The 14,090-nt window shown below is 33.0% G+C and carries 13 protein-coding genes; 4 read left to right on the top strand and 9 right to left on the bottom strand.

What is annotated here, in order from left to right; all coding sequences use genetic code 11:
* Window positions 1-9 precede the first annotated feature (9 nt).
* Complete coding sequence (locus OLM52_RS13890) at window positions 10-3,093, bottom strand: SusC/RagA family TonB-linked outer membrane protein (RefSeq protein ID WP_264549084.1); 3,084 nt, start codon at window positions 3,091-3,093, stop codon at window positions 10-12.
* 198 nt (window positions 3,094-3,291) lie between these two features.
* Here OLM52_RS13890 and OLM52_RS13885 point away from each other — a divergent pair, with 198 nt between their 5' ends.
* Window positions 3,292-3,951 carry a ribonuclease HII gene (locus tag OLM52_RS13885; protein WP_264550557.1) on the top strand — a complete coding sequence of 220 codons (660 nt, stop codon included), beginning with the start codon at window positions 3,292-3,294 and terminating at the stop codon, window positions 3,949-3,951.
* Here the strand turns inward: OLM52_RS13885 and lipB are convergent.
* Window positions 3,948-4,643: a lipoyl(octanoyl) transferase LipB gene (gene lipB, locus OLM52_RS13880; protein WP_264549083.1), complete on the bottom strand. Its 696-nt coding sequence runs from the start codon at window positions 4,641-4,643 to the stop codon at window positions 3,948-3,950. The two genes, OLM52_RS13885 and lipB, sit on opposite strands and share 4 nt — an antisense overlap.
* A gap of 217 nt (window positions 4,644-4,860) precedes the next feature.
* Here lipB and lysS point away from each other — a divergent pair, with 217 nt between their 5' ends.
* On the top strand, window positions 4,861-6,558 hold the full coding sequence (gene lysS / locus OLM52_RS13875; RefSeq protein ID WP_264549082.1) for a lysine--tRNA ligase: 1,698 nt from the start codon (window positions 4,861-4,863) through the stop codon (window positions 6,556-6,558).
* A 36-nt stretch (window positions 6,559-6,594) separates the two neighbouring features.
* On the opposite strand, the gene OLM52_RS13870 is transcribed toward lysS, so the two are convergent.
* The 4 genes from OLM52_RS13870 to OLM52_RS13855 all read right to left on the bottom strand — a co-directional run bounded on the left by OLM52_RS13870 (window position 6,595) and on the right by OLM52_RS13855 (window position 10,011).
* Window positions 6,595-7,557: a transporter gene (locus tag OLM52_RS13870; protein ID WP_264549081.1), complete on the bottom strand. Its 963-nt coding sequence runs from the start codon at window positions 7,555-7,557 to the stop codon at window positions 6,595-6,597.
* A gap of 1 nt (window position 7,558) precedes the next feature.
* Window positions 7,559-8,599, bottom strand: coding sequence for a cytochrome-c peroxidase (locus OLM52_RS13865; RefSeq protein WP_264549080.1), 1,041 nt, complete (start codon window positions 8,597-8,599; stop codon window positions 7,559-7,561).
* Window positions 8,600-8,763: 164 nt separating this feature from the next.
* Window positions 8,764-9,543: an MbnP family protein gene (locus OLM52_RS13860; protein WP_264549079.1), complete on the bottom strand. Its 780-nt coding sequence runs from the start codon at window positions 9,541-9,543 to the stop codon at window positions 8,764-8,766.
* A gap of 123 nt (window positions 9,544-9,666) precedes the next feature.
* Window positions 9,667-10,011 (bottom strand): hypothetical protein, encoded by a 345-nt coding sequence (locus tag OLM52_RS13855; RefSeq protein ID WP_264549078.1) that lies wholly within the window; start codon window positions 10,009-10,011, stop codon window positions 9,667-9,669.
* A gap of 159 nt (window positions 10,012-10,170) precedes the next feature.
* On the opposite strand from OLM52_RS13855, the gene OLM52_RS13850 reads away from it, so the two are divergent.
* Both OLM52_RS13850 and OLM52_RS13845 read left to right on the top strand, forming a co-directional pair.
* The gene (locus tag OLM52_RS13850; protein ID WP_264549077.1) at window positions 10,171-10,617 is read left to right on the top strand and encodes a hypothetical protein; all 447 of its coding nucleotides are present in this window, start codon (window positions 10,171-10,173) and stop codon (window positions 10,615-10,617) included.
* Window positions 10,618-10,691: 74 nt separating this feature from the next.
* Window positions 10,692-11,012: a hypothetical protein gene (locus tag OLM52_RS13845; protein WP_264549076.1), complete on the top strand. Its 321-nt coding sequence runs from the start codon at window positions 10,692-10,694 to the stop codon at window positions 11,010-11,012.
* Between the two features lie 27 nt (window positions 11,013-11,039).
* Here OLM52_RS13845 and hemL read toward each other — a convergent pair whose 3' ends face one another.
* The 3 genes from hemL to OLM52_RS13830 are packed head-to-tail and all read right to left on the bottom strand — an operon-like array spanning window position 11,040 to window position 14,087.
* The gene (gene hemL / locus OLM52_RS13840; RefSeq protein ID WP_264549075.1) at window positions 11,040-12,326 is read right to left on the bottom strand and encodes a glutamate-1-semialdehyde 2,1-aminomutase; all 1,287 of its coding nucleotides are present in this window, start codon (window positions 12,324-12,326) and stop codon (window positions 11,040-11,042) included.
* Entirely contained in the window at window positions 12,326-13,183 is an 858-nt protein-coding gene (locus tag OLM52_RS13835) for a glucosaminidase domain-containing protein (RefSeq protein WP_264549074.1), read from the bottom strand. Before OLM52_RS13835 ends, hemL begins: the two co-directional genes overlap by 1 nt.
* Window positions 13,176-14,087, bottom strand: coding sequence for a 1-aminocyclopropane-1-carboxylate deaminase/D-cysteine desulfhydrase (locus tag OLM52_RS13830; RefSeq protein WP_264549073.1), 912 nt, complete (start codon window positions 14,085-14,087; stop codon window positions 13,176-13,178). The genes OLM52_RS13835 and OLM52_RS13830 overlap by 8 nt, the downstream gene beginning before the upstream one ends.
* Window positions 14,088-14,090 lie beyond the last annotated feature (3 nt).

The raw sequence follows: 14,090 nt of genomic DNA, 5'->3' as shown, positions 1-14,090 counted from the left end.
CTAATTTAATTAAAATGAAGCATTAAGAGAGAAACCGAAAGTTCTAGTTGCAGGATATTGACCTGTAACTGCTAAACCTTGATCATTACCTGAAGATCTTGATTGCTCTGGATCATGATAACCTCTATTTTCTTTAGGTAATACAATGAAAGGATTTCTTGCATTAACACCTAAACGAAGCGAAGTTAAACCTGTTTTTTCAATAGACTTAGCAGGAATAGTATAACTTAATGAAAGTTCTCTCACTTTAAATGCTGTAGCATCTAATACGAAGTTTTCAACTACAGCTCTATATTCGTTAGAGAAATAATTTAAATAACTTGTATAAGTTGTACCACCAGTAACAACGCTTGTATTTTCAGTATATACACCTGGAGCAGTTTCAATAGCAGAATTAGGGAAAATAAATCCATTTCTACCGTTTTCAGCTGACTCATATAAGTGACCTGACCAAGATAACCAATCTTTAGTACCAGCCCAGAATTGGTGACCAGTTCTATAATCCATAACAGCAGCTAAACGGAATCCTTTGAACTCAACAGCTGTATTATAGTTAATGATATAATCTGGTGTAGCTTTACCTAAAACTTTATATTCTGTAGTTCTAATTGGATTACCAGTTACTGGATCAATTAATACTCTACCTTGATCATCTCTTTCATAAGCAATACCTTTAATTAAAGGAAACTCTTCTCCTTCAGTTGCAAAAATACCAACTCCATTACCTGTGAAATTTACTAAAGCAATTTCATCTGCAGTAGCTGAAACGTCATTAACAATAGTTTTATTAGTTGAGTAAGCAATACGATTTTCCCATTTCAAACCTAAGTCATTAAAGTCAGAAGCTTTGATAGGAGTAAAACCTAATTCAATTTCATAACCATCAGTAGTCGCTTTACCTAAGTTAGTTAAGTATGTAGAAATACCTGAACCAGCAGAAGTTGATTGGTTAGTAATTAAGTCTGTAGAAACCGTTCTATAAATAGATGCATCTAAAGTAACTCTACTTTTGAATAATTCTAAGTTCACACCAAAATCAACTGTAGTTAAGAACTCAGGAGATAATGCAGGGTTAACTGGAGTTTGATCTGGAGCAAAAGAACTTAATGCACCAAATGGATAACCAGCTGCCGTAGCATATAATGAATTTAAACCATATGCCCCTAATGATGAAGCATTACCAACACGTACAATATTTCCGTATACTTTTAAATAATTAACACCTTTATCAGATTTTAAACCATCAAAAGCTTTTGTAGGAATGAAAGAAACCCCAGCAGAAGGATAGAAATAATTATCTTTTTCACCACCTGTAAATGTAGAATTCCAGTCGTTACGACCTGTTAAATTCAAGAATAAATATTCTTTATAACCTAAGTCAACGTTAGCAAATAAAGAAAATCTTCTTGTTCTTGTAAATCCATTATCTCTTCTTGGGTCTCCAGTAATATTACTGATATTGTATAAACCTGGAACTGTTAAGTTATTTCCACCAACAGAAGTGAATTCAGTCATACTATCTTGCATGTTAGATCCAATATTCGCTTTGAAAGAAATATTATCTGTTAACATGTAATCAAAGTTCACCATAAAGTCTCCGTAAAAACTTCTAGAGTATTGAGTTGAAGCATCAAAAGAAGAAACAATTGTTTGATCTCCACCTCCAACTTGCAATAAGTCAGTATATCCATTAGTATATGATAAACCACTTGCATCAGAAAGTCTTAAGTTAGCTACATAATTAAAATTGATGTTTTTATTCAATTCATAATTTAATGTACCAATCATACTTACATAATTAGAACGGTTTGTATTTCTAACATTATCTCTTAACCAATAAGGGTTATTGTAGTAAGAAGTCCAGTGTCCTGATTGTCCAGAATTTTCAAAACGCTCAATTGGAATATTTGTAGCTGTTTGTAATAAATCTGTAAACAAGTTTGATGAAGTTGTTTCAGTTCTTTGAGTAATGTAGTTAATATTACCATCAACTGTCCACTTATCAAATTTCTTACCTGCTTTAAACAAGAATGAATTTCTATTTAACTCATCACCGTCAACAACAAAGTTTGTATTTTGTTTATTAGCAGACAACAACACATAACCATCGTTAATGTTACCACCACTAATAGATAAACCATTTTGAAAAACAGTACCTGTTTCAAAAAATTCTTTAATATTATCTTCAATTGGTGAATATGGAGCCATGATATATGTACCATCTGCTTGAGCCATACCTACTGGTCTAACTACGCCGTCCATTTCAGCACCCCATCCTCCATTTTCATAAGAGATATGTTGTCCATTCCATCCTTGTCCATAACGCTCTTGACGTTGAGCAATGAATGAAACGCTTTCAAAATCAACAGAAGAATTCAAAGAAACTCTTAATTTACCGTCTTTATCACCTTTTTTAGTTGTAACAATAATTACACCATTTCTACCTTGCTCACCATATAAAGCTGCACCTTGCATACCTTTAATAATGTTAGTAGATTCAATTAATTCAGGAGCTAAAGCTTGTAAAACAGAAGCTGAAGATATAACGTTATCGATTACAACTAATGCTTGGTTATCTCCAGAAATAGATCTTGTACCACGTAATACAATTCTAGTTGTTGCATTTACACCATTATTAGTAGTGTTAATTTGCAAACCAGAAACTTTACCTGCTAAAGATTGTACAACGTTAGGGTTACCAGCTTGAGTAATTTCTTTAGCGTTAACCACTTGGTTTGTAGATGTTAATTCATCAACTTTACGCTTAATACCCATTACACCAACAACAACCGTTTCATCAATCTCTACCACTTTTAAAGTAACATTGTAAGTATTTCCAGCACCAACAGTAACACTTTGTGTACTTCCAGCGTAAGAAATTACTAAAACATCACCTTGTTTTGCACTGATGGAATAATTACCATCAAAATCAGTTGTAGTACCTGTTGTTGTTCCTTTTACAACAACGTTAGCACCAGCAACAGGGCCTAGGTCATCAGAAACCACACCCGTAACAGTTTTCTGTTGCGCGAACGAAAACTGCATCGTAAACGCTACTAAAAGCGTAAAAATCCATTTGAACTTCGATCTCATATTAAATTTATTTGAGTTAGTTATTCCGCAAACTTCTTAATAATTTCTTAAATAAACAAATAATACTTCGGAATATTACTAATTTATTTTTGTTAAAGTTTTAGTTTTAAAAAAACATTTTATGGAACAATCTCATTATAAAGATGAATATATAGCAAAAAGGTTGCGTGAAAAATTATATTTTTGTCAAAAAAAGTGATGTTAAGTAAAAGTTATAGCAATTTAGTTTTAGAGTGCGGAACCGACGAAGCAGGAAGAGGGTGTTTAGCTGGTCCTGTAACTGCTGCTGCCATTTTACTTCCAACAGAATTTGAGCTTACTTTACTCAACGACTCCAAACAATTATCAGAAAAAATACGAGAGAAATTAAAACCAATAATTGAAACTACTGCCGTTTCATTTTCTGTGACTCATATACATAATACAGAAATTGACGAAATCAATATTTTAAATGCCTCCATGAAAGCCATGCAAGAATGTATTTTAAAATTAAACCCTACTCCTGAATTTATAATTGTAGATGGAAATCGACCCTTGAATGGAAAATTAGGTATGAAACAAAAAACAGGAAAAATATTTACCTCGGATGAAATTGAATTATTAAAATCAATCCCCAATACAAGCATTATTAAAGGAGATAGCAAATACTTGAGTATTGCAGCCGCATCTGTTTTAGCAAAAACGTATCGCGATGAGTATATGAATAAAATTCATGAGGAATTTCCAATGTATAACTGGAAGAAAAACAAAGGGTATCCTACAAAAGATCACAGAGAAGCAATAAAAAAATATGGCCCTTGTAAATACCATCGAATGAGTTTCCGATTATTACCTGAGCAATTGACTTTAGATTTTTAAATAATCTCGGTTTCAAACAAATTTTGAAAATGTTTTAGAATTTTTCCTTTAACTTCTTGTTCGTTTATTTCTTTACCTAATTCAGCATGCATTGAAGTTACAGCTTTACCTTTTATCCCACATGGAATAATATTATCAAAATAGCCCAAATCGGCATTTACATTTAATGCAAAACCATGCATGGTTACCCAACGCGAAGCACGAACACCCATAGCACAAATTTTTCTTGCAAATGGCGTTCCTACATCAAACCAAACTCCTGTTTCTCCTTCGCTTCTGGTTCCATGTAAACCATATTCTGCTAAAGTTAAAATAATAGCTTCTTCTAGGAAACGTAAATATTTATGGATGTCGGTAAAAAAATTTTCTAAATCTAAAATAGGGTAACCCACAATTTGCCCTGGCCCATGATACGTAATATCTCCACCTCTATTAATTTTATAAAAAGTGGCTCCTTTTGCTTCCAATTGCTTTTCAGAAAGTAATAAATTAGTTACGTCTCCACTTTTTCCTAAAGTATAAACATGAGGATGTTCTACGTATAAGAAATAATTTGGAGTAGGAATCAAAGTTTCCTCTCTCCTATTTTGAATTTTAATGTCCACAATTTCTTTGAATAATGCTTCTTGATAATCCCAAGTATCTTTATAATCTTTATTTCCTAAATCTTGAAGTTGGACTTTTTTATTCATGATAACCGAAATTGTGTTTTGAAAAAGTTTCGCAAAGATACAAATAGTTTGCTAATTAGCCCTGACAGGAGCGACATCCTTTTTGAAAAAAAGATATAACGGATGGCAGGAAAATAGAAACCAAAAAAGCCCGAACTATTATCTCCAAAAAACATTAAACTTTGAACTTGAAACTTGAAACAAAATAAATTATCTTTGCACGCTTAAATACAATACTATGCAACTTTCAGAACAAGAAATCATTAGAAGAGACAAATTAAACGCTTTACGCGAACTTGGAATTAACCCTTATCCAGCGGATTTATTTCCGGTGAGTCACACTTCAAAGCAAGTGAAGGAAAATTTTGAAGAAGGTAAGAAGGTTATTTTGGCTGGACGTTTGATGAGTGTTCGTGATCAAGGAAAAGCTTCGTTTGCTGAATTACAAGACAGCGAAGGAAGAATTCAGTTGTATTTTAATCGCGATGTACTTTGCGAAGGCGAAGACAAAACGCTTTACAATCAAGTTTTCAAAAAATTAACCGATTTAGGTGATTTTATTGGAATTGAAGGTGAATTATTCATGACGAAAGTAGGCGCTATGTGTGTTCGTGTAGATGATTTTAAAATGTTGAGTAAAACATTAAAACCGCTTCCGTTACCAAAAACTGACGAAGAAGGTCATGTATTTGATGCGTTTACTGACCCAGAATTACGCTACCGTATGCGTTATGTAGATTTAGTAGTAAATCCACATGTGAAAGAAGTGTTCATGAAAAGAACCAAATTGTTCACCGCTATGCGAACTTTCTTTAATGAAGCAGGTTATATGGAAGTAGAAACTCCTGTTCTACAATCGATTCCTGGTGGAGCGGCAGCGCGTCCTTTTATTACACATCATAACAGTTTAGATATTCCGTTATACATGCGAATTGCTAACGAATTATATTTGAAAAGATTAATCGTTGGTGGATTTGATGGCGTTTACGAATTTTCGAAAAATTTCCGTAACGAAGGAATGGACAGAACCCACAATCCAGAATTTACCGCAATGGAAATTTATGTAGCCTACAAAGACTACAATTGGATGATGGAAATGACCGAGAATTTATTAGAATATTGTGCCACTCAAGTAAACGGAACTACGGAAGCTACTTTTGGCGAACATAAAGTAAACTTCAAAGCTCCTTACGCAAGAGTGACAATGACCGATGCTATCAAACAATTCACTGGTTATGACATTACAGGAAAATCGGAAGATGAATTGCGCGAAGCTGCCAAGTCTATGGGAATCGAAGTAAACGATACCATGGGTAAAGGAAAATTAATTGATGAGATTTTTGGTGAAAAATGTGAAGGTAACTTCATTCAACCAACTTTTATCACCGATTATCCAAAAGAAATGTCGCCTTTATGTAAATCGCACCGAGATAATCCTGAATTAACAGAACGTTTTGAATTGATGGTTTGTGGTAAAGAAATCGCTAACGCATATTCAGAATTAAACGACCCAATTGATCAACGCGAACGTTTTGAAGCGCAAATGGCTTTAGCCGAAAAAGGTGATGATGAAGCCAACGGAATTATTGATGAAGATTTCTTAAGAGCATTAGAATACGGAATGCCGCCAACTTCTGGATTAGGAATTGGAATGGATCGATTAATCATGTTTTTAACGAATAATCCATCGATTCAAGAAGTGTTGTTCTTTCCACAAATGCGACCAGAGAAAAAAGGACCAGAATTAACGGAAGATGAAAAACACATCATCGAAATTTTAAAAGCAAACCAAGGTATCTCAATTGGAGATTTAAAAATAAAAGCCGATTTAAGCGGTAAAAAATGGGACGCTGCCAGCAAAGGAATTAGCAAACATGGCTTAATGAAAATTACTGTTGACGGTGATAATAAAATTGCTGAATATTTAGGGAAATAAATAAAAAAAGGAACTCAAAATGAGTTCCTTTTTTTATTACAAACTATAATTTAAATTTAAACTCCAACGGTAATTGGCTTCTAAATTACCACCATTCAAATTTTGGGTAATTGGCAACATTACATTTGCTCCAACAGAAAATTTATCTTTTCCTATTTCAAAGCCTAATTTACCAAAGAAAATATCGCCAGCAGTATTACGAACTTTTTGTCCTAACTGATAATTATCTTTATATACTTCTCCTGCAAAACCAAGTTGCGGAGCTATTGAATACTTTTCTTTTTCATACAAATAGAAAAAAGTTCCTGAATAATTGAATTGATTTCCGAAACGATAATTTTTATTGTTTTCTGTTTTTATCACATAGTTTAAAAGTGTATTTAGTCCAAATTTTTTTCTTTTTACTACATATTCAGTAGCTAAAAGATAATCCAAACTTCCTGTTCCTACTTGATAACTTGGATTGAAACTACCGTTATTTGCTTCATCAAATTTTCCAGTTGGAACTTTTATTCCTGCTCCAGCCTGCAATGAATGAACCAAAAAAGTGCTGTCTTTATGTGTTTTGTATAATTGATACATTCCTAAAATGGTGATATCTCCAATCCCGCTAACATTTTGTTTTCCATTTGCCGATTCTCGATTATGAAAATGATACGGAATTAAAGCAGAAATTTGTACTTGTTTCACCACCGGAATTCTTGCCCAAACCTGCATCGTATTGTAACTTTCGTTGTACCAAGCCGAGTTACTATACAAGCCATCCGTACTTTTATACGACTGATTAAAATAACGAATTCCAACAAAATTGGTATTTAACATAGAAGCAAAACCCATACTTCCGCCGCTTGCCGAACAGCCACAAGCATCGCAATCATCAAAAAAATCCTCAGAAACTTGATGAAATTTTAAAAACGGATTAATTGTTGACAAACTGTCTTTTTCGGTTGTAAATCCATATTGAAAAATCAATAGGAAAACGATGATATATTTTTTCATTTTAAAATTCAGAAAATTGTGGATTCGTTAAAAATTCGTTATCCGTTAAGGTTTTTAAGAAGGCAATAAGTTGTAATTTTTCGGTTGCAGTCAACGGAATTCCTAATGTTCCGCCATTGTTTAAACTTGCGTCTAAATTTTGAGTATTAGAAACACTTGACGCATAATGATTTAACACTGCTTCTAAAGTATAAAAACGACCATCGTGCATGTAAGGTGCCGTTTTTTCGATATTTCGCAAACTTGGCACTTTAAACTTGTATTTGTCAATATCCAATTCGGTTACAAGATATCTTCCTTTGTCGTTTATTGACGGATTTATTGGTAATCCATTGTTTCTAAACGAATTATCAGTAAATATATCCGTGGCATGACACGAAGCACATTTTTGATTGAACAAATCATAACCCGCTAATTCGTCTGAAGTTAATGTTCCTCCCGCTTCATTTCTTCTATATTTATCAAAACGTGAATTGGAAGAAGTGAGTAGGGTCATAAATTGTGATAATGCTTTTAACATGTTTTCGGAATTGATTTCTTCTTCTGGAAAAGCTTGACGGAATAATTTTTTATACTCACTATCATTATTCATCATATTGATAATGTTGATGATATTGCCATTCATTTCTAATTCGTTTGAAATTGGCGCCATTGATAGCAATTCGATATGATCGGCAGCTCCGTCCCAAAAAAACTGGGTTTGATAGGCCATGTTTTGAATAGGTGGTGCATTTCGAGTTCCAATTCCGTCGCCAACACCGTGACTAAAGGTGTGACCGTGATGTGTAAACGCGACTTCTTGAATGTGACAAAAACCACAAGAAACCACTCCATCTGAAGCCAAGCGACCATCGTAAAAGATTTTTTTTCCTAATTCAAAACCTTTTTCGGTTAATGGGTTATTAGCCATGTTGTAAGCTAATGGTGGAAAATTTGAAGGCACTTGATAATCAATTGGAATGTTTTGGTATTCTGAAGAATCGTCTGATGCGCAACTGCATAAAAATCCAATTGCTAATAAAATTAAATATTTTGCTTGCATAATGCTATGTTTTAGCCCAGATGGGAATGAAAAGCCCGTAAAGGAAAAACAAATTGATTTTGTTGCTAAAAAATGGCGACCTAAGAAGCCCATTTTTTTTGCTTACAAAATTTTTGTTTTTCCTGCGGACTTGTAATGTATAGCTGGATTAGCTTCTACTTAAATTAATCGTTGTGAACGTGGTGTACTTCAAACATTGTAGGAACGTTGTTAGCCGAAATGTTTTGCACTTTTGTTCCTCCCATTACGTCTAAACCTTCTTCAAAATTGATAACTGTTGTACCATCAACAATCTTCTTTAAATCGGCCATGATATGAACCTGAGGTGTAATGTTTGTTCTAACTAAAGCATTATCTGGTAAATCTAAAACAACTTCAGCATAATTGTATACATCGCCAGTTTTTCCAGTATGCACTCTGTAATTTGCATCTGTGTGCGTTGCTGAAGTAACTGTTCCTTCAAATTTTACAAATTTATATCCGGCAGCCCAAGACCATGTCATGCCTAATGCTTGCGCATCTGTCCACATGCTTCCTTGTCCGTCTGCTCCAGCATTAAATTGTGCTTGATCAACACCAATTCCGAACGTAACTTTTGTGTAATTTCCTGCTGGAATGTTTGGTAAATTTAACAATGTACTTGCCGCATCTGCTTCGTTTACAAAGAAATAGCTTTCGCTTTTAGGCACAGTATAAGTTGAACCATCTTCTTTAGTTAAAACGATATTACTCACAATATAAATTGCATTTGAAGCTTTAACAACTTCTCCGTTTGAGTTGGTGTAAGGTGTATCAAAAGCAAAATCTGCATCGCCATAAACGTTATCGAATTCTAATTTTAAGTTTCCTTCGCCGGTTATTGCGTTATTATCATCGTCTGAACATGAAGTGAATGCTAAAGCTAAAGCCATTACAGCTACTATATTTTTTAATTGAAATTTCATTTTTTGAAAATTTTTTAGTTTAAAATTTATTATTATTTGTGTTTAAATGTTGATTTCTTTAAACAAATTTGGACATAGATATCCTATCGATTCTTTGAATTAGAACCGATTGCAATAAAAAAATTAAACTAAAAAGGTGGGTGGATGAAAAGTGGACTGTATTGCAGTCAAAGCATACAAATTCTGATAGTCAGAATTTATTTTTTTGTTTGTGAAAACGAAATTTTCAGCAAAAGAAACTGCTTTAAAATCTTGACAAAACATGGTTTCAATTTCTTGTTTTACGTTTTGCTTTTTGTCAGAAGAAATAGGTTTTTCTTCTTCAGCAGATTTTGCTAATTGCTTCGCCAAGTGACATTTACCATTACATTTAAGTATTGGTTTATCCTTATTTTCACAAAGCTCTTTTACAATATAGTCATAATTAACAACATATTCCAAAAATGGAATAGCCGGCTTTGCCAGCATAAAAAAAGCGATTAAAACGACTAAATTTTTCACTTTGCAAATATACAAACGTTTTTACTATTGCAATTGATAAAAACACATTTTAATAATTTTTTGTTAAAGATTAAACCTTTTTAAATTGGCTATGTCTTATCATCAAACAATTAAAAAAATAGAAAAATGAAAAAATTAATTTTAGTCGTAACTTTAGTAGTATCGACATTAACTTTCGCACAAGAAAGAAGCAGAAAAGGAGAAAAACTAACTCCTGAGCAACAAACTGAATTACAAGTTAAAAAAATGACTTTGGAATTGGATTTAGATGCAAAACAACAGAAAGAATTAAAGGCAATTTTGTTAGAACAAGCTCAAAAAAGAGAAGTAAAAATCGCTGAAATAAAAGCAAAAAGAGAAAAAGAAGAAAAACTATCAGCAGATGAACGCTTTGAAATGAAAAATAAAATGCTTGACAATCAAATTGAACACAAAGCTCAAATGAAAAAAATTCTAAACGAAGAGCAGTTCAAGAAATGGGAAGAAAAACAAGAAAATAGAAAAGAAAAAATGAGCGAGAGAAAACAAAAAGGGAGTGAAAAAAGAAAAAAAGGGCAACCTGTAGAAAAATAGTTTTTATCTTTTTTTGGTTATCCCAAAAAAAACAATTAGTTTTGAGTTTCGAAAACTATTAAAACTATAATAATATGAAAAAATTAATTGCAGTTATTGCTTTGTTTTTTGCTTTTACAATAGGAGCTTTTGCACAAGAATCTAACGCAGAAACTTTAGCAAAAAAAGATGCTACTGAGTTGACATCAGTTCTAAAATTAAATAACGAAGTTTCTGATAGAGTATATCAAATATTCATTACTAAACACAAAACTTTAGCTTTAAATCCTTCTGAGGATGATAAAAAAGTTTTATTCAAAAACATTAGAAAAGAAATTAAAGACATGCTAACACATGAGCAATTAGTTCTTTTAGAAAACAACAGTAAAGTTTTTAATAATCTTACTTTGAAATAAAAAAAATCCCGCAAATGCGGGATTTTTTTATAACTCTTTAGCTACTTCTGCAATAGCGTGAATGGTGAAATCTAAATCCTCATAAGATAAAGCATCTGTAATAAACCACGTTTCATATGCAGAAGGTGCAATATAAACACCACGATTTAACAAACCATGAAAGAACTTCTTAAATGTTTCGTTATCGCCGTTCTTAGCTGTATTGAAGTCGTAAACAGGATTAGCATCAAAATGTACCGAAATCATAGAACCCACTCTATTGATTGTGAATTGAATATTTGCATCAGTTAAAACAGTACCAATGCCTTTTTCTAAATAAGCCGTTTTTTCTTCTAAACTTTTAAAAATTGCAGGGTTGTTATTTAAAGCTTTTAACATTTCTAGACCAGCTGCCATAGCCAATGGATTCCCAGAAAGTGTTCCCGCTTGATAAACTGGTCCAAGTGGTGCTAGATAATTCATAATTTCTTCTCGTGCAGCAAAAGCCCCAACTGGCAAACCGCCTCCAATTACTTTTCCGAAACAAACAATGTCGGCTTGAATATCGTATAATTCTTGTGCTCCACCTTTAGCAAGACGAAATCCAGTCATAACTTCATCAAAGATAAGCATTGTTTTGTTTTCAGAACAAATTGCTCTTAAAGCTTCTAAAAAACCTTTTACAGGCGGAATACACCCCATGTTTCCAGCCACTGGTTCTATTATAATCGCAGCAATTTCATTTTTATTGGCATCAAATAACGCTTTAACGTTCTCAATATCATTATAACTTGCTAACAATGTGTCTTTTGCAGTTCCTGCAGTTACCCCTGGGCTATTTGGCACACCAAAAGTACTTAAACCACTCCCTGCTGCAATTAAAAAGGAATCAGAATGACCGTGATAACAGCCTGAAAATTTAATTATTTTATCTCGTTTTGTATACCCTCGCGCTAAGCGAATTGCACTCATACAAGCTTCTGTACCAGAATTTACAAATCGAATTTTATCGATATTTGGAACCATTGAAACCGCTAATTCTGCAATTTGCGTTTCTAATGCTGTTGGCATCCCAAAAGAGGTTCCTTTTTTTGCTTTTTCAATTACTGCATTTACAACTGGTTCGTAAGCATGACCCAATATCATTGGACCCCAAGAATTGATGTAATCAATCAAGCGATTTCCATCTTCATCATACAAATAAGCCCCTTTTGCTTCTTTTACAAAAATTGGGGTTCCTCCTACTCCTTTAAATGCTCTAACAGGTGAATTTACACCGCCAGGAATTACTTTATTTGCAGCTACAAATAGTTCACTACTTCTTTTATATAACATTATTTAATTTTTATTTTTTGGCCAATATTGATGGCGTTGTCTGACAAATCATTTAGTTTTTTTAAATCTTCGACTGAAAGATTAAATTTTTTTGAAAGTGAATAAAGCGTATCTCCTTGTTGAATAGTGTATAATCCTTCTGAATTTTCTACCAAAGAATCTTTCTTTACTGGCACATATTCACGACTTAAAACCTCGTTGTCATATTTATACAATTCAAAACGTTCAATTAATCCAATTAATTTATCAGGATATTTTCTATCTGTTGCATAACCCGCATCCTTTAAGCCTTTTGCCCACGCTTCATAATCTCCTTTATCCAATTTAAATAAGTTTGCATAGCGGCTTCTAGAAGTTAGAAACAATGAATGGTCTCTGTAGGATTCTGATGGATGATTATATTTTCTAAAACATTCTTGAGCTGCATCGTCATCATGCTTTACACTTTCACCCGTCCATCCCGTATGACATTTTATTCCGAAATGATTATTTGCAGCTTGTGCTAATTTTCCTTTTCCTGCACCCGATTCTAAAATTCCTTGCGCTAAGGTAATACTAGCTGGAATTCCGTGCGACTTCATATTGTTTTTTGCAATTTCCTGAAAATTAGAAATATACAACTTAATTTCATCATCATAAGTACGTATATTTGAGGTTGCTTCTAATTGAACCTCATTCCCTTTATTTTCGCCTGAAGCTTTAGGAGTGGTTGATTTTGTTGATGCGTTTTGAGCTACTGGTTTTTTGGTAGTAGTTGTTTTAGGTTTTGATTTAGAAGTTGTTCTAACAACAGGTCGTGTACTATTACAACTTGCAACCAACACAACTATCAATAATAGGGCAATTTTCTTAATCATTATAGTTTATTGTTTCTTTATTTTTTTTTCTTAATAAATCGTTCATACCCGAAATTCCTTGTAAGCCACCCGTGTGAATCGCTAGAATTTTTGATTTTGGAGGAAAGTAATCTTTTTGAATTAAATCCAATATTCCATACATCATTTTTCCTGTATAAACGGGGTCCAACGGAACATTTGTTTGTTTGTAAAACGCATTCAAAAATCCGATTAATTCGTCAGTCATTTTTCCATACCCTCCAAAATGATAGTCGCAATTAACGTTCCAATTTTCTTTCTGTACAAAATTACGAATTACATCAGATAAAAAATCACCTTTTAAGGAAGAAAATCCAATAATTTGTTGCTTTTCCGTTGACGAATTGATAATTCCTGCAATCGTTCCGCCTGTTCCAACTGCAGTACAAACATAGTCAAAGGTAGATTTATCAGTAGCTGTTAAAATCTCTTCACATCCTTTTACTGCTAATTCATTAGTTCCTCCTTCTGGAATTAGATAAAAATCCCCGTATAAATCGTGCAAACTTTCCATGAATTTTTTATCTGATTTATCTCGATAAGTTGTTCGGTCTACAAAATGAAATTTCATCCCGTTTTGTTGGGCACATTTTAAAGAAGGATTTTCATTAATTTTATCTATTAATTCTTCACCACGAATTACCCCGAAAGTTTCAAAACCTAAGGATAGACCTGCTCCTGCTACAGCTACAATATGATTTGAAAAAGCGCCACCAAAAGTCAATAATTTAGTATGTCCCAAAAATTTTGCTTGTTGCAAATTGTATTTCAATTTTCTAAATTTATTTCCAGAAATTACAGGGTGCAACAAATCATCTCTTTTAACATAGAGTTCTATTCCGTTAGGAAATATAATTTCAATTCTTTGATTTTGACTTTTTCCCATAAA

This window comes from Flavobacterium sp. N2820 (assembly GCF_025947285.1).
GTDB lineage: Bacteria > Bacteroidota > Bacteroidia > Flavobacteriales > Flavobacteriaceae > Flavobacterium.
The sequence above is the reverse complement of the archived record's forward strand: the minus strand, read 5'-3'. Positions and strand labels throughout refer to the sequence as shown.